This window comes from Enterobacter sp. WI-ESBL-E8 (assembly GCF_053364895.1).
Map to the genome: position 1 here is coordinate 3,541,322 of NZ_JBRWXJ010000001.1, position 21,077 is coordinate 3,562,398.

Here is a 21,077-nt window from a genome sequence, read left to right on the forward strand (position 1 = left end):
TCAGCGAGGCGGTTTGTTCAGGCGCAAATTACTGCTGCCAGATAATTTTGCTCACCTTCCAGTTCTTCAGGGTGTCGTCAGACGGCATCAAGCCTTCCGGACCGCTCCAGGTGCCGGTAAAGACGTAGCTGATGTGCTGGCTGCCTTCTGCCTTACACTCCACCGCCACGCCGGCGTCAGAAGGGGCGCTGGTGCAGTTTCCAAAGGCCTGCTTATAGAGATCGCTAAACGGCGTTCCTACCTTCACGCCGCTGGCGGTCGGAATGGCCTCGTCCAGCACCGCAACGCGGTTTACCGTGCCTTTGTCACCGTTAATTACCAGCGCCAGCTTGTCGCCCTTCAGCGCTTCGTAATAGCGAACGATATTGCCATTCTCCGTTTTCATGCCGCTGCGCAGGCGGTAATCGCCGCTGAGTGCATCCTGAATGGCATTCTGATCCAGCGCCGTCGCGGCGGTAATTTTCCCCACGCCCTGCTCGGTCACTTCCGTTGATGAGCCAAACCAGTTCCACGGATAGGCAGAGGACCAGTTAATGGATGAGAGCGTTGAACAGCCGGTCAATGCCAGCGGGAGAGCGCATAAAAGTAAACGCAGCGATTTCATTGAAACGTCCTTTCTTGTTAAATCAACGCTTGTTGGAGTGCGACATCAGCAAAAAGTGCCGGATTAATCATCCTGATGCGCAAAACAGGCGCGAAGACGCGGATTGGTCAGCAGACACAGTAGCGCCACAATATCGGCAACCACCAGCGCAACGCCGATGCCCGTCAGCGGTTCACCGTACCACCAGAGTACCGGCTGCCAGAAGAGCAGCGCAATCTGGGCAAGGATCAGCAGCCAGCGAAGCGCACGCCACAGTCGCGGGATCGTCTGCCGTCGGCCGCTGCATAAAAAAGCCACCACTGCCGGCACGCCCGGCAATAGGCCGAGCCAGAAGGCATCGTGATCGGGGTAAAAAAGATTCAGCAGCGTGTCGCCCTGCCCGCGCGACGCGGCGGCCATCACAAACAACACCCAGGTGCGGGCCTGCAGCAGCAGAACGCACCAGAATAAAAAGGGCAACCTGACGCGGCCCTGCGCGTCATAATCTGCCGGATGGATCTCAGTACTCTTCATCTTCGATCAGACGCTTTCCTAAATTCAGCACGTCAGAATGTTCATAGCCCAGACGTTCATACATGCCCAGCACCACGTCGTTATCGTCCCGCACCATGATCTGAATTTTCGGGCAGCCGCGGGCGATAAGCTTCTTCTCGAGACGATTAAGCAGCGCGTTGGCGATGCCACGGGCACGGTATTCCGGATGAACGCCCAGATAATAGGCCGAGCCGCGATGGCCGTCGTAACCGCCCATCACCGTCCCCACGACCACGCCATTGACCTCCGCGACCAGAAACAGGCTGACGTCGTGATTCACCTTACGTTCGATATCCATTTCCGGATCGTTCCACGGACGCAGCAGATCGCAGCGCTCCCAAAGGGTGATCACCTCTTCGAAATCTTCCTGGCGAAAAACGCGTATCTCCATGGTATTAACCGCCTTTTCGGGTTTAAAAACAGTGATTATGGCGTGAACCACGCCTTTAGCCAATAACCGGGGAAAATCTCGCCAAAATTTGGCATAATGTCACTTTGTCACGTATTGAAATGAAAAGTAAAACAATTCTCAATATGGACTGTCGTAACGGGAAACACGATACGATATAACACCAGGACCCCATTTTTTAGTATTCAGGCCGCATGAGCACATTCAAACCATTAAAAGCACTCACATCGCGTCGTCAGGTTCTCAAAGCGGGGCTGGCGGCCTTAACGTTAACGGGTATCGCAAAGCAGGCTCAGGCGAAAGACGAGAGCACGCTCAAAACCAGTAACGGACACAGCAAACCGAAAACCAAAAAGCCGGGCGCGAAGCGTCTGGTGATGCTTGACCCGGGCCACGGCGGCATTGATACCGGCGCCATCGGCAAAAACGGTTCGAAAGAAAAACACGTCGTGCTGGCGATTGCAAAAAATGTGCGCGCAATTTTACGCAGCAACGGCATTGACGCCCGTCTGACACGCTCTGGCGACACCTTTATTCCGCTGTATGACCGCGTTGAGATTGCCCACCAGCACGGTGCGGATCTGTTTATGTCGATTCACGCCGACGGCTTTACCAACCCTTCTGCGGCAGGTGCCTCGGTGTTTGCGCTTTCCAACCGTGGCGCCAGTAGCGCCATGGCAAAATACCTCTCCGACCGTGAAAACCGGGCGGATGAAGTCGCCGGGAAGAAAGCCACCGACAAAGACCACCTGCTACAGCAAGTGCTGTTCGACCTCGTGCAGACCGATACGATCAAAAACAGCCTGACGCTCGGCTCGCACATTCTGAAGAAGATTAAGCCGGTGCATCGTCTGCACAGTAAAGGCACCGAGCAGGCGGCGTTTGTGGTGCTGAAATCACCGTCAATCCCGTCCGTACTGGTGGAAACCTCCTTCATTACCAACCCGGAAGAAGAGCGGCTCCTCGGCACCACGGCGTTTCGTCAGAAGATCGCCAACGCTATCGCCTCCGGCATTATCAGCTACTTCAACTGGTTCGATAACCAAAAAGCGCACTCCAGGAAACGTTGATGAAACCCAATGCTCAACTGGTTAAAACGTTCCTGCTGCAGCTGCAGGATGAGATTTGCCAGAAACTGGCCGCCGCAGACGGCGGTGAATTTCAGGAAGATAGCTGGCAGCGCGAAGCCGGAGGCGGTGGACGCAGCCGGGTGCTGCGTAACGGCGGTATTTTTGAACAGGCGGGCGTGAATTTTTCCCACGTTCACGGAGACGCTATGCCCGCGTCGGCGACCGCACATCGTCCTGAACTCGCGGGTCGCAGCTTCGAAGCGATGGGCGTCTCGCTGGTGGTGCATCCGCACAACCCGTTTGTGCCGACCAGCCACGCCAACGTCCGCTTTTTCATTGCGGAAAAACCGGGGGCCGATCCGGTCTGGTGGTTTGGCGGCGGTTTCGACATGACGCCCTACTACGGCTTCGAAGAGGATGCCGTGCACTGGCACACCACCGCGCGGGACCTTTGTCTGCCGTTTGGCGAAGACGTCTACCCGAAATTCAAAAAGTGGTGCGATGACTACTTTTACCTGAAGCACCGCGACGAGCAGCGCGGCATCGGCGGGCTGTTCTTTGACGATCTCAACACCCCCGATTTTGATACCGCATTCAGCTTTATGCGTGCGGTGGGCGAAGGCTATACCGACGCCTATCTGCCCATCGTCGAACGCCGTAAAAATACTGACTACGGCGTGCACGAACGCGAGTTCCAGCTCTATCGTCGCGGGCGCTACGTGGAGTTCAACCTGGTGTGGGATCGCGGGACGCTGTTCGGCCTGCAGACCGGCGGGCGCACGGAGTCAATTCTGATGTCGATGCCGCCGCTGGTGCGCTGGGAGTACTGCTACGAGCCAAAAGAAGGCAGCCCGGAGGCTGCCTTGAGTGAGTTTATTCAGGTTCGGGACTGGGTGTAACTGCCGGATGGCGCTGCGCTTATCCGGCCTGGTCAACCCGTAGGTCGGGTAAGCGAACGCGCCACCCGACACCACGCGCTTACAGAGGCTGCGTCTGCGCCTCAACCACCGCCAGCGCCACCATATTCACGATGCGGCGCACAGAGGCAATCGGCGTTAACACGTGCACCGGTTTCGCCACCCCCATCAGCACCGGTCCTACGGTCACCCCTTCAGAGCTGGAGACGCGCAGCAGGTTATAGCTGATACGCGCCGCTTCCACGTTCGGCATAATCAGTATATTCGCCGATCCTTTCAGCGGGCTGTCCGGCATACGCTCGTTGCGGATGCTCTCCACCAGCGCCGCATCGCCGTGCATCTCCCCGTCAATCATCAGCTCCGGCGCACGCTCGCGCACCAGCTCCAGCGTCTGACGCATTTTGCAGGCCGCCGCGGATTTAGACGAACCAAAGTTTGAGTGCGACAGCAGCGCTACCTTCGGCTCGATACCAAAGCGGCGCACGGTCTCTGCGGCCATCACGGTGATCTCCGCCAGCTCGTCCGGGCTCGGATCGTCGTTAACGTAGGTGTCAGCGATAAAGGTGTTGCCGCTCGGCAGCAGCAGGGCGTTCATCGCCCCGGCGGTATGAACGCCGTCGCGATAGCCGAAGATCTCCTGCACCACGCTGAAGTGCTCGTGGTAATCGCCGATGGTGCCGCAGATCAGCGCGTCCGCTTCGCCGCGATGGACCATGATCGCGCCGATCACCGTCGTGTTGCTGATGACGGCTTTCTGCGCCTGCTCCTGGGTGATCCCGCGGCGCTTCATGATCGCGTAGTATTCGCTCCAGTACTCTTTGAAGCGCGGATCGGATTCGTTGTTGACGATCTCGAAGTCGACGCCCGGCTTAATCTGCAGGCCCAGCTTCTGAATGCGCATCTCAATCACGCTCGGACGACCAATCAGGATCGGCTTCGCCAGACCTAAGGTGATCAGCTCCTGGGTGGCGTGCAGCACGCGCGCCTCTTCCCCTTCCGCCAGCACCACGCGCTTCGCGTCGGCGCGCGCCTGCGAGAAGATCGGCTTCATGAACAGGTTGGTTTTATAGACAAACTCGGTGAGCTTATCAACGTAAGCGTCGAAATCCTGAATCGGACGCGTCGCCACGCCGGAATCCATCGCCGCTTTGGCCACCGCTGGCGCAATTTTCACAATCAGACGCGGGTCGAACGGTTTTGGAATGATGTAGTCCGGGCCAAAGCTCAGATCCTGATCGCCGTAGGCTGAGGCAACCACTTCGCTCTGCTCGGCGTGGGCCAGCTCCGCGATGGCGTGAACGGCGGCAAGCTTCATCTCTTCGTTGATCGCCGTTGCGCCAACGTCCAGCGCCCCGCGGAAGATGAACGGGAAGCAGAGCACGTTGTTCACCTGGTTCGGGTAGTCAGAACGGCCGGTACAGATAATGGCGTCTTCACGCACCGCTTTCGCCAGCGGCGGCAGAATTTCCGGTTCCGGGTTCGCCAGGGCCAGGATCATTGGCGCGCGCGCCATCTTCTTCACCATCTCCTGGGTCAGCACTTTCGGGCCGGAGCAGCCGAGGAAGATATCCGCGCCGTCAATGACGTCCTCGAGCGTGCGCTTGCCGTCGTCTTCCACAGCATACGCCGCTTTGGTTTCCGCCATGTTGGGCTCGCGGTCTTTATAGATAACGCCTTTGGAGTCGCAGACCACGATGTTGTGTTTCTGCATCCCCAGCGCCACCAGCAGGTTCATACAGGCGATGGCCGCAGCGCCTGCGCCAGAAACCACCATGCGCACGTCAGAGAGATTTTTCTCAACCACGCGCAGGCCGTTCAGAATGGCGGCGGTGCTGATAATCGCGGTGCCGTGCTGGTCATCATGGAACACGGGAATGTTCATACGCTCGCGCAGCTTCTGCTCGATATAGAAACATTCCGGCGCTTTGATGTCTTCCAGGTTGATCCCGCCGAAGGTCGGCTCCAGCGCGGCCACCACGTTGATGAATTTATCGGGATCGAGTTCGTCCACCTCGATATCGAACACGTCGATACCGGCGAATTTCTTGAACAGAACGCCCTTCCCTTCCATCACCGGCTTCCCGGCCAGGGCGCCGATGTTACCGAGACCCAGCACCGCCGTGCCGTTCGAGATAACGGCGACGAGGTTGCCGCGCGCGGTGTATTTGTAGGCTGCCAGCGGGTCTTTTTCGATTTCCAGACACGGGGCGGCTACGCCCGGTGAATAGGCCAGCGCCAGATCGCGCTGGGTCGCAAGCGGCTTGGTTGGGGAAACCTGGATTTTGCCCGGGACGGGGAACTCGTGAAAATCGAGGGCACTCTGTTTTAACTGATCGTCCATCTTGTTATTCCTTTTACGTATCGGTCAGATAGTATCGCCGCAGGACAGCACATAAACTTTGAAGGCTGCCAAACTCTCACCATCACACATCAAAAATTGTTATCAATTTATAACAGCCATGTTACCCGTCTCAAAAGCAATGCCGCCCCCGTCTGCTATGCTTTTTTGTTAAGTCCATCATGATTTTCTCAGAAGTGTGAACTAACGCACTCATCTAACTCTTTTATTTCCAAGGAGTAATTATTTATGAACCAGCTAGACGGCATCAAACAATTCACCACCGTGGTCGCAGACAGCGGCGATATCGAGTCGATTCGCCACTATCAGCCGGAAGATGCGACCACCAACCCGTCGCTCCTGCTCAAGGCAGCCGGGCTTGCGCACTTTAGTCATCTGATTGATGACGCCATTGCCTACGGTAAACAGCGCGGGAAAACGCAGGAGCAGCAGGTCGCGGAAGCCAGCGACAAGCTGGCGGTTAATTTCGGTGCGGAAATTCTGAAAAGCATCCCGGGGCGCGTTTCAACCGAAGTCGACGCCCGCCTCTCGTTCGATAAAGAAAAGAGCATCAACAAAGCCCGTCGCCTGGTTGAACTCTACCAGGAGCAGGGAATCGATAAATCACGCATTCTGATCAAACTCGCCTCCACCTGGGAAGGCATCCGCGCGGCGGAAGTGCTGGAAAAAGAGGGGATCCACTGCAACCTGACGCTGCTGTTCTCGTTTGCCCAGGCACGCGCCTGCGCTGAAGCGGGCGTGTTCCTCGTCTCGCCGTTTGTCGGCCGCATCTACGACTGGTACCAGGCGAAACAGCCGATGGACCCGTACGTGGTGGATGAGGATCCGGGCGTGAAGTCGGTCCGTAATATCTACGACTATTACAAGCAGCACCGCTATGAAACCATCGTGATGGGGGCGAGCTTCCGCCGTACCGAGCAGATCCTCGCCCTCGCGGGCTGCGACCGCCTGACTATCTCCCCTAATCTGCTTAAAGAGCTGCAGGACAAAGAAGAGACGGTGATCCGCAAGCTGGTGCCCACCTCTACCGTCCTGCCAAAACCAAAAGCCATGACCGAAGCCGAATTCCGCTGGGAGCATAACCAGGACGCCATGGCCGTGGAAAAACTGGCGGAAGGTATCCGCCTGTTCGCCGTCGACCAGCGCAAACTTGAAGATCTTCTCGCCGCCAAACTTTAACCTTGCCACGGAGTGAACTATGTCCCGTAAAGAGCTAGCCAATGCCATTCGCGCCCTCAGCATGGATGCCGTGCAGAAAGCCAATTCCGGTCACCCCGGCGCACCGATGGGCATGGCTGATATTGCCGAAGTGTTGTGGAACGACTTCCTGAAGCACAACCCCAACGACCCCGCCTGGTACGATCGCGACCGTTTTATTCTCTCCAACGGCCACGCCTCAATGCTGCTCTATAGCCTGCTGCATCTCTCCGGCTACGACCTGCCGCTTGAGGAGCTGAAAAACTTCCGCCAGCTGCATTCCAAAACACCGGGACACCCGGAAATTGGCTATACGCCAGGCGTGGAAACCACAACCGGGCCGCTCGGCCAGGGGCTGGCCAACGCGGTCGGGCTGGCGATTGCCGAGCGCACGCTGGCGGCACAGTTTAACCAGCCGGACCACGAGATTGTCGACCACTACACCTACGTGTTTATGGGCGACGGCTGCCTGATGGAGGGGATTTCCCACGAGGTCTGCTCGCTGGCGGGCACGCTGGGGCTGGGCAAGCTGATCGGGTTTTACGATCACAACGGCATCTCCATCGACGGGGAAACCGAGGGCTGGTTTACCGACGACACGGCGAAACGCTTCGAGGCCTACCACTGGCACGTGGTGCATGAGATCGACGGTCACGACCCTGAGGCGGTGAAAAAGGCGATTCAGGAAGCGCAAAGCGTGAAGGACAAACCGTCGCTGATTATCTGCCGCACGACTATCGGCTTCGGCTCGCCGAACAAGGCGGGCAAAGAAGAGGCGCACGGCGCGGCGCTGGGTGAAGAGGAAGTCGCGCTGACCCGGCAAAAGCTGGGCTGGAAACATCCGCCGTTTGAGATCCCGAAAGAGATCTACAGGGCATGGGATGCCCGAGAAACGGGTGAAAAAGCGCAGCAGGCCTGGAACGAGAAGTTTGCCGCTTACAAAAAAGCGCACCCGGAGCTGGCCGCCGAGTTTTCCCGCCGCATGAGCGGCGGCCTGCCGGAAGACTGGGACGATAAAACCCAGGCGCTGATTGAAAACCTGCAGTCCAACCCGGCGAAAATTGCCACCCGTAAGGCCTCGCAAAATACGCTGAATGCCATCGGCCCTATCCTGCCTGAACTGCTGGGCGGCTCGGCGGATCTGGCACCGAGTAACCTGACCATCTGGTCCGGCTCGAAATCGCTGAAGGAGGACATTGCCGGGAACTATATCCACTACGGCGTGCGTGAGTTCGGGATGACCGCCATTGCCAACGGCATCGCCCATCACGGCGGCTTCGTGCCCTACACCGCCACCTTCCTGATGTTTGTCGAGTACGCCCGTAACGCGGCGCGCATGGCGGCATTGATGAAGGCGCGCCAGATTATGGTCTACACCCATGACTCCATCGGGCTGGGGGAAGATGGCCCGACGCACCAGGCGGTTGAACAGCTGGCGAGCCTGCGCCTGACGCCAAACTTCAGCACCTGGCGTCCGTGCGATCAGGTCGAAGCGGCGGTCGGCTGGAAGCTGGCGGTAGAGCGCCACAATGGCCCAACGGCATTAATTCTGTCACGCCAGAACCTGGCGCAGATTGAGCGCACCCCGGAGCAGGTGAAAAATATCGCCCGCGGCGGCTACATCCTGAAAGACAGCGGCGGCAAGCCGGACGTGATCCTGATTGCAACCGGTTCGGAGGTGGAAATCACGGTGAAAGCGGCGGAAAAACTGACCGCCGAAGGCCACGCGGTGCGCGTGGTGTCCCTGCCGTCGACGGATATCTTTGACGCTCAGGACGAGGCGTACCGGGAATCGGTTCTGCCCTCTAACGTCGCGGCGCGCGTGGCGGTGGAAGCCGGTATTGCCGACTACTGGTACAAATACGTCGGGCTTAAGGGGGCGATTGTTGGCATGCGGGGCTACGGCGAGTCCGCCCCTGCCGACAAGCTGTTCCCGTACTTCGGCTTTACCGTTGAGAACGTGGTAGAGAAGGCGTTGAGCGTGATCTAGTGCGGCCTGCGTGCCCGGTGGCGCTGCGCTTACCGGGCCTACACAATCGGGTGGCATTGCCACCCTTTTTTATACCACCCGCACGCCCGCCGCCATCGCCCGCTCCGGCGTTAACAACACGCTTTCGCTGGCGTCATCGGTTTCCGCGCAGAGCAACATGCATTCAGACGTTTCGCCGCGCATCTTCGCTTTCGCCAGATTGCACAGCACCACCACCGTTTTTCCCATCAACTCCTCTTCCCGGTAATACGGCACCAGGCTGGTGACGGTTTGCAGCGTTCTGCCGCCCACATCAATCTGCGCGATATAGAGTTTGTCTGCGTTAGCGTGGCGCTTAACGTCCACGATCGTCCCCACGCGGATCTCCAGCTTTGCAAAGTCATCGTAAGCTACCGTTTCCATGCTCTCTCCTTGGTAAAATTTTACTAAATACTAGCACGGTATTTGCCGGAATCAATGGGCAGGATATTTACTAAAAACGGATGCATGTCCTGATTCATCCTTTACAATGGGTTACCACGTGGGGGAATAAGGACAAACATGGCAACGCTCAAAGACATCGCGACGGAGGCTGGCGTTTCGCTGGCGACGGTATCCCGGGTTTTAAACGATGACCCAACGTTGAACGTAAAAGAAGAGACCAAACACCGCATTCTGGAGATTGCAGAAAAGCTGGAATATAAGAGCAGCACGTCGCGCAAAATGCAGTCTGCTGCGGTGGGTCAGCAACACATTCTGGCACTCTACAGCTACCAGCAAGAGCTGGAGATTAACGACCCTTACTACCTTGCCATCCGCCACGGGATTGAGACGCAGTGTGAAAAACTGGGCGTCGAGCTGAGCAACTGCTACGCCAACGCCACCCTGCCTGAGATTAAAAAACTCACCGGCGTACTGATCGTTGGCAAGCCCTCCTCGGCGATTCGCCGTACCGCGATGGCCTTAACGGACAACGTCTGCTTTATCGATTTTCACGAGCCCGGCAGCGGGTACGATTCCGTCGACATTGACCTCTCGCGCATCAGCAAGCAGATCGTTGATTTCTTTATTCATCAAAACGTTAAGCGTATTGGCTTTATTGGCGGGGAAGATGAGCCCGGAAAAGCCGATATCCGCGAAGCCGCTTTCGTGGAGTATGGCCGCCTGAAAGGGGTGGTGTCAGAACAGGACATCTGGCGCGGCGGCTTTTCCAGTTCGTCCGGGTATGAACTGGCAAAAACCATGCTGGCGCAGGCAAGCTGGCCTGACGCGCTGTTTGTCGCCTCTGATTCGATAGCCATCGGCGTATTGCGCGCTATTCATGAAAAAGGGCTGGCGATCCCCGAGGACATTTCGCTCATCAGCGTGAACGATATCCCGACCGCCCGCTTCACCTTTCCACCGCTCTCTACCGTGCGCATCCACTCGGAAATGATGGGCAGCCAGGGGGTTAACCTGCTGCTGGAAAAATCCCGCGACGGCCGAGCGCTGCCGCTGCAGGTCTTTGTCCCGAGCGTGCTGAAGCTGCGCGGCACGACCCGTTAATCCCCCACGCTCAACACCCAGCCGGGCATGCCCGGCATTTTTTTATTTCGTGATCGAGTTAAAGCAAATCGGTTTTACTGATTTTATTTAGTAAATATTTTACTAAACTTCTCAGCAATGATGTTTTACCCCTACAGGGAGATAGCATGAATCGCTGGGAAAATATTCAACTCACGCACGAGAACCGGCTCCCGCCGCGTGCGTACTTCTTCTCATATGATACCGTCGCGCAGGCTCGCACCTTTGCCCGCGAAGCCAGCAGCCGCTTTTTATCACTCAGCGGCCAGTGGAATTTTCGTTTTTTCACGCATCCGCTCTATGTCCCGGAAAGCTTCACCTCAGAGTACATAACCGGCTGGGACGACATCACCGTGCCGGCCATGTGGCAGATGGAAGGCCACGGCCAGCTGCAATACACCGACGAAGGCTTCCCCTTCCCGGTGGATGTCCCCCGGGTGCCCGCGGATAACCCCACCGGGGCATATCAGCGCCACTTCACGCTATCGGACGGCTGGCAGGGTAAGCAGACCCTCATCAAGTTTGACGGCGTCGAAACCTATTTCGAAGTCTACGTGAATGGTCAGTACATTGGCTTTAGCAAAGGCAGCAGGTTGACCGCCGAGTTTGACATCAGCCACGCGGTGCATAGCGGGCAAAACCTGCTGTGCGTGCGGGTGATGCAGTGGGCGGACTCCACCTACATTGAAGACCAGGACATGTGGTGGACGGCCGGCATTTTCCGCGACGTCTACCTGGTCGGAAAAAATCCTGCTCACGTGCGCGATTTCACCGTCAGAACCACCTTCGACGAGGCGTATCAGGACGCCACCCTCTTCTGTCAGCTGGAGCTGGAAAACCTGGCCCCGCAGGCATCAGCCGTGACGCTGGAGTATGCCCTGTACGATGGCGAGGTAGTGCTCCACCAGGGCACGACCGGCAGCCTGACCGTGGCCCGCAGCGCGGAAACGGCCTTCAGCATTGAGGTCAAACGGCCTCAGCAGTGGTCTGCGGAATCACCGTACCTTTACCATCTTGTGATGACGTTAAAAGACGCGCACGGACAGGTGCTGGAAGTGATCCCGCAGCGCGTCGGATTCCGCGACATCAAGGTGTGCGACGGCGTGTTCTACGTGAACAACCGCTACCTGAAGCTGCACGGCGTGAACCGCCACGATAACGATCACCAGAAGGGCCGCGCCGTAGGGATGGATCGCGTCGAGCGCGACCTGATCCTGATGAAGCAGCACAACATCAACTCGGTACGCACCGCCCACTACCCTAACGATCCGCGCTTCTACGAGCTGTGCGACATCTACGGCCTGTTCGTGATGGCGGAAACGGACGTGGAATCTCACGGCTTTGCCAACGTCGGCGATCTGAGCCGCATCACGGACGATCCGGCGTGGGAGCCCGTTTACGTTGAGCGCATCGTGCGCCATATCCACGCCCAGAAAAACCATCCTTCAATCATCATCTGGTCGCTTGGAAACGAGTCCGGCTACGGCTGTAATATCCGCGCCATGGCCCGGGCGGCAAAGGCGCTGGATGACACGCGCCTGCTGCACTACGAAGAAGATCGCGACGCCGAGGTGGTTGATATCATCTCGACCATGTACACCCGCGTGCCGCTGATGAATCTGTTCGGTGAATATCCCCACGCAAAACCGCGAATTATCTGCGAATACGCCCATGCGATGGGCAACGGCCCGGGCGGGTTGACGGAGTATCAAAACGTCTTCGATCGCCACGACTGCATTCAGGGCCACTACGTCTGGGAGTGGTGCGACCACGGTATTCAGGCGGCAGATGCCAGCGGCAATACGTACTACGCCTACGGCGGCGACTTTGGTGACTACCCGAATAATTACAACTTCTGTCTCGACGGGCTGATCTACTCAGACCAAACGCCAGGCCCCGGGCTGCGTGAATATAAGCAGGTGATTGCCCCGGTCAAGCTGCGCTGGCAGAACGGCGAGCTGCACGTTGAAAACCGCTTCTGGTTTACCACGCTGGATGATTACACCCTGCTCGTGGAGGTGCGTGCGGAAGGGGAAACGCTTTACAGCCAGCCGCTGCATATCACTGGCCTCGGGCCCAACAGCGCGCGCAGCATGCCTCTGGACCTGCCCGCCCCCGACGAGCGCGAAATGTTCCTGACCGTGCGCATCAGCAAAAACAGCCGCACGCGCTACAGCGAAGCCGGGCACGAGATCGCGGTGTATCAATTCCCGCTAAAAGCGCGCACGGATCACGCCACGCCGTTTATTAACGCCAACGCGACGCCGCTGCTGCTGGAAGAGGACCGCCTGAGCTGCAGCGTGACCGGACATAACTTCCGCGCACGCTTCTCAAAAGTGACGGGGAAACTCTGGTCCTGGCAGGTTAACGGTGAGGAAAACCTCACCCGTGAACCGAAAATAAACTTTTTCAAACCGATGATTGATAACCACAAGCAGGAGTATGAGGGGCTGTGGCAACCCAACCACCTGCAGATTATGCAGGAGCACCTGCGCGGTTTTGAGGTCGAGCAGCACGACGATGCGGTCATCATTACCACCCGCACGCTGATCGCCCCGCCGGTGTTTGATTTTGGCATGCGCTGCACCTATCGCTGGCGCATTGCCGCCGACGGGCAAATTAACGTTGAGCTGAGCGGTGAACGCTACGGCGATTACCCGCACATTATTCCTTGCATCGGCTTTACCCTCGGCATCAACGGCGAATTCGACCAGGTGAGCTACTACGGACGCGGGCCCGGTGAGAACTACCCGGACAGCCAGCAGGCCAGCACTATCGATCTGTGGCACACCACGGTGGATGAGATGTTTGAAAACTACCCGTTCCCGCAGAACAACGGCAACCGCCAGCAGGTGCGCTGGGCTACGCTCGCCAACCGTCGCGGCAGCGGCCTGCTGGTGGTGCCTGAGCAACCTGTTCACTTCAGCGCCTGGCACTACACGGCAGAGGACATTCACGCCGCGCAGCACTGCAACGAACTGCGTCGCTGCGATGACATCACCCTCAACCTTGACCATCAGCTCCTGGGTTTGGGCTCCAACTCCTGGGGAAGCGAAGTGCTGGACACCTGGCGCGTCTGGTTCAGGCCGTTCCGCTACGGCTTCACCCTGCTTCCGCTGGAAGGCGGACAAACCGCCGCGCAGACGCTGGCGCGCCATCGGTTCGGCACCGGTTTCTTTTCCATGAATTCACACAGCGAGGCAGACAAATGATCGTTCTCGACAGCCTGGAGCAGTTCCAGCAGCGTTATCGCACGGGCCGTAAATGGCAGCGCTGCGCAGAGGCCATCAACAATAGCGACCACATCCAGCCCGGCGTTGCCCACTCAATTGGCGATTCGCTGGCCTACCGCGTGGCCTGCGATGCCAGCACCGACGCGCTGTTCGTTGGCCATCGCCGCTATTTCGAGGTGCATTACTACCTGCAGGGCGCACAGAAAATTGAGTACGCCGCAAAGGACACCCTTCAGCTTGTGGAGTGCTACCGCGATGAAACCGACCGCGAATACCTGAAAGGCGTGGGTCAAACCGAACAGGTGCGCGAGGGGCAAATCGTGATTTGTGAAAACCACGAGGCGTATCGCTTTATCAGCGAAACGCCGGCAAAAAAAGTCGTCCTCTATGTGACCATCGAAGACGGCTATTTCCATAACAAATAAAAAATCCAGCGGTGCCAATGAAGCACCGCCCTCCTCGTACCCGGAGATATGTTATGTCTGAAACTACCAAGCGTAATACCATCGGCAAATTCGGCCTGCTGTCGCTGACGTTTGCCGCCGTATTCAGTTTTAACAACGTTATCAACAACAATATCGAGCTGGGGCTTGCCTCGGCGCCGATGTTCTTTTTAGCCACCCTGTTCTACTTTATTCCTTTCTGCTTAATCATCGCGGAGTTTGTCTCCCTGAATAAAAACTCCGAAGCGGGCGTGTACGCCTGGGTGAAAAGTTCGCTGGGCGGGCGCTGGGCGTTTATTACCGCCTACACCTACTGGTTCGTGAACCTGTTCTTCTTCACCTCGTTATTGCCGCGCGTCATCGCCTACGCCTCTTACGCCTTTTTGGGCTATGAGTACATTCTTACGCCGTTCGCCACCACGGTACTGAGCATGGTGCTGTTCGCCTTCTCGACCTGGGTGTCCACCAACGGGGCAAAAATGCTGGGGCCGATCACCTCAGTGACCTCTACGCTCATGCTGCTGCTGACCCTCTCCTATATTCTGCTGGCCGGTGCGGCGCTGGTGGGCGGCGTGCAGCCAGCCGACCCGATTACCGTTGACGCGATGATCCCCAACTTCAACTGGGCCTTCCTCGGCATCACCACCTGGATATTCATGGCCGCCGGGGGCGCAGAGTCCGTTGCCGTGTACGTTAACGACGTCAAGGGCGGTTCAAAATCCTTCGTGAAGGTGATCATTCTGGCGGGGATTTTCATCGGCGTGCTCTACTCCATCTCCTCGGTGCTGATTAACGTCTTCATCAGCAGTAAAGAGCTGAAATTTACCGGCGGCTCGGTGCAGGTATTCCACGGCCTGGCGGTGTGGTTTGGCCTGCCGGAAGTGCTGATGAACCGCTTTGTCGGCCTGGTCTCCTTTACCGCGATGTTCGGCTCGCTGCTGATGTGGACCGCAACGCCGGTCAAAATCTTCTTCTCTGAAATCCCGAGCGGCATTTTTGGGCCAAAAACCGTGGCGCTGAACGAGAACGGCGTACCGGCGCGGGCGGCGTGGATCCAGTATCTGATCGTCATTCCGTTAATGATTATCCCAACCATGGGGTCCAATACCGCGCAGGAGCTGATGAATACCGTGATCAATATGACCGCGGCCGCGTCGATGTTACCGCCGCTGTTCATCATGCTGGCTTACCTGAACCTGCGTCGCAGGCTCGATCATCTCCCGCGCGATTTCAAAATGGGCTCACGCACCACGGGCATGGTGGTGGTGTCGATGCTGATTGTGATATTCGCCATCGGCTTTGTGGCCTCAACCTTCCCTACCGGGGGCAATATTCTGACGATTATTTTCTATAACGTCGGCGGCATTGTTTTATTCCTCGGATTTGCCTGGTGGAAATACAGCAAATACGTCAGAGGATTATCAAAAGAACAACAACATATTGAAGCATCACCGGCCTCGAATAGTCAGTAATACGGCAGGCAGGGATATTTTTTCTTTGGGATGAGTGTATGACAATTAAAACTAAAACGTTCTGGGCGCTGGCCGCCCTCTCCTTCTGCTGCCCGTCATTTGCCGCAGAAGAGGCGCGGCCAGCCGAGCACGACGATACCAAAACGCCTGAAATCACCTCTCCGTCATTTCGTTTTTATGGCGAACTGGGGGTCGGCGGATATATGGATTTAGAAGGTCAGGATAAACATAAATACAGTGACGGCACCTATATTGAGGGTGGTCTGGAAATGAAGCACGGGCACTGGTTCGGCCTGATTTACGGCGAGGGCTGGACCGTACAGGCGGACCATCAGGGCAACGCCTGGGTGCCCGACCACAGCTGGGGCGGATTCGAAGGTGGGCTTAACCGCTTTTACGGCGGCTACAAAACTGACGGCAATACCGAAATCATGCTGAGCCTGCGTCAGGACTCCTCCCTCGATGACCTGCAGTGGTGGGGGGATTTCACGCCCGACCTGGGCTACGTGATCCCCAACACCCGCGACATTATGTATGCGCTAAAGGTACAAAACCGCTCGGGAAACCTGCGCTATAGCGTCACCGCCACGCCTGCGGGGCACCATGACGAGAGCAAAGCCTGGCTGCACTTTGGTAAATACGATCGCTATGACGATAAGTATACCTATCCGGCGATGGCCAACGGCTATATCCAGTATGACCTCGTCAAAGACGTCACCTGGATGAACGGGCTTGAGGTCACCGACGGCACCGGTCAGCTCTTTTTAACCGGCATTCTGTCGCCCAATCTGGCGGCGCGCGCCTGGCATCACACCGGGCGGGCCAGCGGCAAGGACGTCTCCGGCACTGAGACCGGCTATATGGTCAGCGCCATGGTTGAAGCGTTAAAAGGCGTTTATCTCTCCACCGCTTACAGCTATGCAAAGCACCGCCCGGACAATGCCGCCGATGAAACGACCTCGTTTATGCAGTTCGGTATCTGGTACGAGTACGGCGATGGGCGCTTTGCTACCGCAGCCGACAGCCGGTTCTATATGAAAAATGCCTCCGGCGACCCGAGCGACCGGGTCTTCCTGATGCAATACTTTTACTGGTAAAAGGATCTTCCCCATGAAACTCAGCCTTACACCGCTGGCCTGCGCGCTGGCGCTCAGTTTTTCGGCCCACGCCGCCGCCCCAGATGATTTTAAAAACGTCATCAACCGCGCCGGTGCACCGGCGTATATGCACGATTTTGACGATGACGACCACCAGCGATTTAACCCCTTTTTCGATTTGGGTGCCTGGCATGGGCATTTGCTGCCGGATGGGCCGCAGACTCAGGGAGGATTTCCCGGCGTAGCGCTGCTCACCGAAGAGTACATCAACTTTATGGCGACGAATTTCGATCGCCTGAGCGTGTATCAGAACGGCAAAAAAGTCGATTTTACCCTCGAGGCCTACAGCATTCCCGGCGCGCTGGTGCAGACGCTGAGCGCCAAAGACGTGCAGATCGCGATGACGCTGCGCTTTGCCACCGCGCGCACCTCGCTGCTGGAAACCCGCATCACCAGCAAGGCACCGCTCGACCTGGTGTGGGACGGCGAACTGCTGGAGAAGCTGGAGGCCAAAGCGGGCAAACCGCTGTCGGATAAAACTGTCGACGGCGCGTATCCGGACTATCAGCGCAGGCTGGTCCCCGCGCGTGACGGCCTGAAGGTGACCTTTGGCAAGGTGCGTTCCACATGGGATCTGCTGACCTCCGGCAGCTCCGAATATCAGGTGCATAAATCCATCCCCGTCGAGACCACCGTCGACGGGCATCGCTTTACCAGCCGGGCGCATATTACCGGCAGCACCACGCTGTACACCACCTACTCCCATCTGCTCAACGTCGATGAGGCGAAGCGCGAGCAGATGCAGATCCGCGATATTCTGGCGCGCCCGGCCTTCTATATGACGGCCTCGCAGCGGCGCTGGGAAGGCTATTTGCAGAAAGGGTTAACCAACCCAAACGCGACGCCCGAGCAAACCCGCGTGGCGGTGAAAGCCATCGAAACGCTGAACGGCAACTGGCGTTCGCCTGGCGGAGCGGTGCGCTATAACACGGTGACGCCATCCGTCACCGGACGCTGGTTCTCCGGCAACCAGACCTGGCCGTGGGATACCTGGAAACAGGCGTTTGCCATGTCGCATTTCAACCCGGATATCGCCAAAGAGAACATTCGCGCGGTCTTCTCCTGGCAAATCAAACCTGACGATCCGGTGCGTCCGCAGGATGCCGGCTTTGTGCCGGATCTCATCGCCTGGAACCTGAGTCCGGAACGCGGCGGCGACGGCGGCAACTGGAACGAGCGCAATACCAAGCCGAGCCTGGCCGCGTGGTCGGTGATGGAGGTGTACAACACCACCCGGGACAAGGCCTGGCTGGCGGAAATGTACCCTAAACTGGTGGCCTATCACGACTGGTGGCTGCGCAACCGCGACCATAACGGCAACGGCGTGCCGGAGTACGGCGCGACGCGTGATAAAGCCCATAATACCGCCAGCGGCGAAATGCTCTTTACGGTGAAAAAAGGCGATAAAGAAGAGTCGCTTTCCGGCCTGAACAACTATGCCCGCGTGGTCGATAAAGGCCATTACGACAGCCTGGAGATCCCGGCGCAGGTTGCGGCCTCGTGGGAATCGGGGCGCGATGACGCCGCCGTCTTCGGCTTTATCGATAAAGCCCAGCTGGATAAATACGTCGAAAACGGCGGCAAGCGCAGCGACTGGACGGTGAAGTTTGCCGAAAACCGCGACAAAGAGGGCAGGCTACTGGGCTATTCGCTGCTGCAGGAGTCCGTCGACCAGGCGAGCTATATGTACAGCGACAACCACTATCTGGCGCAGATGGCGAGCCTGCTGGGTAAAGAGCAGGAGGCCAGCCGCTACCGCAAACTGGCGGATAAGCTCGCGATCTACATCAATACCTGCATGTTCGACGCGAAAAGCGGTTTTTACTATGACATCCGCATTGAGGATAAACCGCTGGCCAACGGTTGTGCGGGCAAACCGATCGTCGAGCGCGGTAAAGGCCCGGAGGGCTGGTCGCCGCTGTTTAACGGCGCGGCAACGCAGGAGCATGCTGATGCCGTGGTGAAGGTGATGCTGGATCCGAAAGAGTTTAACACGTATGTGCCGCTCGGAACTGCCGCACTAACCAACCCGGCATTTGGCCCGGATATCTACTGGCGCGGGCGGGTCTGGGTCGACCAGTTCTGGTTTGGCCTGAAAGGGATGGAACGCTATGGCTATCGGGAACAGGCACAAACGCTGGCTGAAAACTTCTTCAAGCACGCAAAGGGGTTAACGTCCGACGGCCCGATCCAGGAAAACTACAATCCGCTGACCGGCGCGCAGCAAGGCGCCCCCAACTTCTCCTGGAGCGCTGCGCATCTGTACATGCTGTATAACGACTTTTTCCGTAAACAGTGACCAGAGTGCGGTCTGCTTTGCCGGGTGGCGCTGTCGCTTACCCGGCCTACGTTTCGGATGTGTTGCTGGCCGGGTAAGGCGGCTAAAAGCTAGCGCGTGATCCACAGCGTCGGCCAGGCATCTGGCCCGTTCCAGCTATCACAGCTGGGCTCTTCGGCATAACGCACCAGGCGAAAACGCTGGCCGTCAAAGCGCCAGCGCGTCTGGATCCCGCAATCCCCCACACCGCGCCCCAGTGCCAGCGTGGTCAGTTCGCGCGTTTTCTCATCGAAGCTGGCGTTCATTAACTCCATTTCGCTGCTGTCGCTTGACGGCGTAAACGGCAGCCGCAGCCTGACGCTACGGGCGGAGAAGGGTTTCTTACGTGATACCAGCCACGCCAGATCGACCGTGTTATAGGCCCCCGCCTCGCAACTGACGATCAGCAGCGCTTTATCATCGGTTAACGCGGTAACGCGCACTTCCCGGCGGTTAGGATCCAGCGAGCACTGGCTGCTGTTCATCCGCCCGGTACCATAATCCAGCAGGTCGTTCAGTTCAGCGTGGGAAAGCGGTGTTGGGGTGGGGTTCACGACAGCCACTTTTTTCAGGGCGGGTGCGGGCGGCACGCTTAACGGCGGATCGTCACCCTTTTTAATCCATGCGGTTTCGCTGCCGACGCGCTTTTGCTGGGCATCAATGAACAGCAGCGCCGCTTTCAAACCGCTCAGGGAAATGACCTGCTTGCCGTCGCGCAGGGTCAGGGCTTTCCCTTCCTGGATGTTTTTCAGAAAGGCGGTAATGGTGGCCGCATCGTCCGTTTTCAGATGCCAGGGCGCGAGCTGCCAGTGCTGCCTGTCCAGCTTCAGGGGGGCGTTATCCAGCAGCAGCCGGGAGGAAATTTCTGGCTCTTTGACGGAGGGCGTTTCAAGTCCGCCGAGATCGATACGCAGCGTGGCATCCGTTTTCGCCCCGGCGCTACGGGTGAGCGTCATGACCAGACCGCGGTGCTCGCCCGTGTTGCGCGCAAGGCAAAAGTTCTGGTTATTGCAGGTCACCTGCCAGTCAGAGAAGGCTTGCTGCGCGGGCGCAGCCCGCACCTGCGGCGCGAGGAGCACGCAAAACAGGGAAAATAAAAAGACGCTGTAGCGCATGAATGACACAATCCCGGAACGAAAACGCTTAACTGGGCAGTATCTTCGTGTTCCCGCCGCGATGGCTCAATCGGATTTATCGGATAGATTTATCTGAAAAACACACTATATCCGTTCAAAAGCGCTATTCATCAACCCGGTTGTCTGTAAATACTGCAGTAGTATCACTGCTTTACCATCCCTGATTTCGCCTGAACGCATCATCTCCAGCGCCCGCGAAAAGGGGAGCTCCAGCACTTCAATATCTTCATCCTCTACGCCACCGCCCCGGTGGGTGCGCTGCGCGTCGCTGTATTCCGCAATGAAGAAGTGAACGATTTCCGTCACGCCGCCGGGCGACATAAACAGCTCGAAGACCTTTTTGACCTCGCCCACTTCGAAGCCGGTTTCTTCTATGGCCTCCTTGCGGATGCAAACTTCCGGCTCATCGTCATCGAGCAGGCCCGCGCAGGTTTCAATCAGACGTCCGTCAGGGTTGCCGTTAACCCATGTCGCCACCCTGAACTGACGGATCAGCACCACGCTCTGCTTTTCACGGTTATAGAGCAAAATGGTTGCCCCGTTGCCGCGGTCGTAGACCTCGCGTTTGTGGCGGATCACTTCACCGTTATTACGCGTAAGATCGTAGGTGATGTTACGCAGGACAAAGTAGTTTTCAGAGAGAATTTTGTCTTTGATAACGTCAATTTTCAGGGTCATACGGGCTCCACAACATAAT

The 21,077-nt window shown here is 57.6% G+C and carries 17 protein-coding genes; 10 read left to right on the forward strand and 7 right to left on the reverse strand.

All coding sequences use genetic code 11. From position 1 onward, the window contains the following. Positions 1-28: 28 nt before the first annotated feature. From ACWHWP_RS16770 to ACWHWP_RS16780, 3 genes are all read right to left on the reverse strand, one after another. Positions 29-604 (reverse strand): RpoE-regulated lipoprotein, encoded by a 576-nt coding sequence (locus ACWHWP_RS16770; protein ID WP_063957762.1) that lies wholly within the window; start codon positions 602-604, stop codon positions 29-31. A 63-nt stretch (positions 605-667) separates the two neighbouring features. Beyond that, positions 668-1,117, reverse strand: a complete 450-nt coding sequence (locus ACWHWP_RS16775; RefSeq protein ID WP_063957761.1) for a DUF2919 domain-containing protein — start codon at positions 1,115-1,117, stop codon at positions 668-670. Beyond that, positions 1,104-1,529 carry a GNAT family acetyltransferase gene (locus ACWHWP_RS16780; RefSeq protein ID WP_059311953.1) on the reverse strand — a complete coding sequence of 142 codons (426 nt, stop codon included), beginning with the start codon at positions 1,527-1,529 and terminating at the stop codon, positions 1,104-1,106. The genes ACWHWP_RS16775 and ACWHWP_RS16780 overlap by 14 nt, the downstream gene beginning before the upstream one ends. 212 nt (positions 1,530-1,741) lie before the next feature. Between ACWHWP_RS16780 and amiA the strand changes: the two genes are divergently transcribed. Together amiA and hemF are read left to right on the forward strand one after the other, a co-directional pair. After that, positions 1,742-2,617 carry an N-acetylmuramoyl-L-alanine amidase AmiA gene (amiA, locus tag ACWHWP_RS16785; protein ID WP_023308739.1) on the forward strand — a complete coding sequence of 292 codons (876 nt, stop codon included), beginning with the start codon at positions 1,742-1,744 and terminating at the stop codon, positions 2,615-2,617. After that, on the forward strand, positions 2,617-3,516 hold the full coding sequence (gene hemF, locus ACWHWP_RS16790; protein ID WP_063957760.1) for an oxygen-dependent coproporphyrinogen oxidase: 900 nt from the start codon (positions 2,617-2,619) through the stop codon (positions 3,514-3,516). The genes amiA and hemF overlap by 1 nt, the downstream gene beginning before the upstream one ends. A 79-nt stretch (positions 3,517-3,595) precedes the next feature. Here hemF and maeB read toward each other — a convergent pair whose 3' ends face one another. Then, complete coding sequence (gene maeB, locus ACWHWP_RS16795; RefSeq protein WP_047346690.1) at positions 3,596-5,875, reverse strand: NADP-dependent oxaloacetate-decarboxylating malate dehydrogenase; 2,280 nt, start codon at positions 5,873-5,875, stop codon at positions 3,596-3,598. Between the two features lie 246 nt (positions 5,876-6,121). Here maeB and tal point away from each other — a divergent pair, with 246 nt between their 5' ends. Together tal and tkt are read left to right on the forward strand one after the other, a co-directional pair. Next, on the forward strand, positions 6,122-7,072 hold the full coding sequence (tal, locus tag ACWHWP_RS16800) for a transaldolase (RefSeq protein ID WP_045909457.1): 951 nt from the start codon (positions 6,122-6,124) through the stop codon (positions 7,070-7,072). Between the two features lie 19 nt (positions 7,073-7,091). Further along, on the forward strand, positions 7,092-9,080 hold the full coding sequence (tkt, locus tag ACWHWP_RS16805; protein ID WP_447856040.1) for a transketolase: 1,989 nt from the start codon (positions 7,092-7,094) through the stop codon (positions 9,078-9,080). A 69-nt stretch (positions 9,081-9,149) separates the two neighbouring features. On the opposite strand, the gene ACWHWP_RS16810 is transcribed toward tkt, so the two are convergent. After that, a complete protein-coding gene (locus tag ACWHWP_RS16810) occupies positions 9,150-9,482 on the reverse strand; it encodes a tRNA-binding protein (protein WP_047346693.1) in 333 nt (110 codons plus the stop codon). A 138-nt stretch (positions 9,483-9,620) separates the two neighbouring features. Here ACWHWP_RS16810 and ebgR point away from each other — a divergent pair, with 138 nt between their 5' ends. The 6 genes from ebgR to ygjK all read left to right on the forward strand — a co-directional run bounded on the left by ebgR (position 9,621) and on the right by ygjK (position 19,226). Continuing rightward, positions 9,621-10,604 (forward strand): transcriptional regulator EbgR, encoded by a 984-nt coding sequence (ebgR, locus tag ACWHWP_RS16815; RefSeq protein WP_047346694.1) that lies wholly within the window; start codon positions 9,621-9,623, stop codon positions 10,602-10,604. A 146-nt stretch (positions 10,605-10,750) separates the two neighbouring features. After that, on the forward strand, positions 10,751-13,834 hold the full coding sequence (ebgA, locus tag ACWHWP_RS16820) for a beta-galactosidase subunit alpha (RefSeq protein ID WP_447856041.1): 3,084 nt from the start codon (positions 10,751-10,753) through the stop codon (positions 13,832-13,834). Further along, positions 13,831-14,280: a beta-galactosidase subunit beta gene (locus tag ACWHWP_RS16825; protein ID WP_059311958.1), complete on the forward strand. Its 450-nt coding sequence runs from the start codon at positions 13,831-13,833 to the stop codon at positions 14,278-14,280. The genes ebgA and ACWHWP_RS16825 overlap by 4 nt, the downstream gene beginning before the upstream one ends. Positions 14,281-14,333: 53 nt before the next feature. Further along, positions 14,334-15,770 (forward strand): amino acid permease, encoded by a 1,437-nt coding sequence (locus ACWHWP_RS16830; protein ID WP_047346697.1) that lies wholly within the window; start codon positions 14,334-14,336, stop codon positions 15,768-15,770. 38 nt (positions 15,771-15,808) lie between these two features. After that, entirely contained in the window at positions 15,809-16,867 is a 1,059-nt protein-coding gene (gene ygjJ, locus ACWHWP_RS16835) for a protein YgjJ (RefSeq protein WP_063957755.1), read from the forward strand. Positions 16,868-16,880: 13 nt separating this feature from the next. Next, the gene (gene ygjK / locus ACWHWP_RS16840) at positions 16,881-19,226 is read left to right on the forward strand and encodes an alpha-glucosidase (protein ID WP_447856042.1); all 2,346 of its coding nucleotides are present in this window, start codon (positions 16,881-16,883) and stop codon (positions 19,224-19,226) included. 89 nt (positions 19,227-19,315) lie between these two features. Here ygjK and ACWHWP_RS16845 read toward each other — a convergent pair whose 3' ends face one another. Then, positions 19,316-20,359 (reverse strand): DUF1176 domain-containing protein, encoded by a 1,044-nt coding sequence (locus tag ACWHWP_RS16845; protein WP_447856043.1) that lies wholly within the window; start codon positions 20,357-20,359, stop codon positions 19,316-19,318. Between the two features lie 105 nt (positions 20,360-20,464). Further along, positions 20,465-21,058: a GDP-mannose pyrophosphatase NudK gene (gene nudK / locus ACWHWP_RS16850; RefSeq protein ID WP_447856044.1), complete on the reverse strand. Its 594-nt coding sequence runs from the start codon at positions 21,056-21,058 to the stop codon at positions 20,465-20,467. Positions 21,059-21,077 lie beyond the last annotated feature (19 nt).